The sequence below is a fragment of the Neisseria sp. 19428wB4_WF04 genome (assembly GCF_015235335.1).
Lineage (GTDB): Bacteria > Pseudomonadota > Gammaproteobacteria > Burkholderiales > Neisseriaceae > Neisseria > Neisseria musculi.
This window is the reverse complement of the sequence record NZ_JADGLG010000211.1, coordinates 1-379: the sequence shown is the minus strand read 5'-3', so window position 1 is coordinate 379 and position 379 is coordinate 1. Positions and strand designations below refer to the sequence as shown.

At 69.1% G+C, this 379-nt stretch carries 1 pseudogene; it reads left to right on the top strand.

The annotated features are described in order from the left end of the window. Positions 1-379, top strand: a pseudogene (gene dnaE / locus IR141_RS13045) (DNA polymerase III subunit alpha); the annotation flags it as partial.

Genomic DNA, 379 nt, shown 5'->3' with positions numbered 1-379 from the left:
GCCTGCAACTGCCGGTGGTGGCCACGCACCCCACGCAGTTCCTCACCGCCGACGATTACGAGGCGCACGAGGCCCGCGTCTGCATCGCCGAGGGAGAGATCCTCGCGAACCCGCGCCGCGTGCGCCGCTTCACGCGCGAGCAGTACTTCAAGTCGAGCGCGCAGATGGAGGCCCTGTTCGCCGACGTGCCCACGGCCATCGCCAACACGCTCGAGATCGCCAAGCGCTGCAGCCTGTCGCTGGTGCTCGGCAAGCCGCGCCTGCCGGACTTCCCCACGCCCAACGGCATGCCGGCGGAAGAGTACTTCCGTTTCGCCTCGTTCCAGGGCCTGGAGGAGCGGCTCGCGCACCTGTTCCCCAACGAAGCCCAGCGCGACAA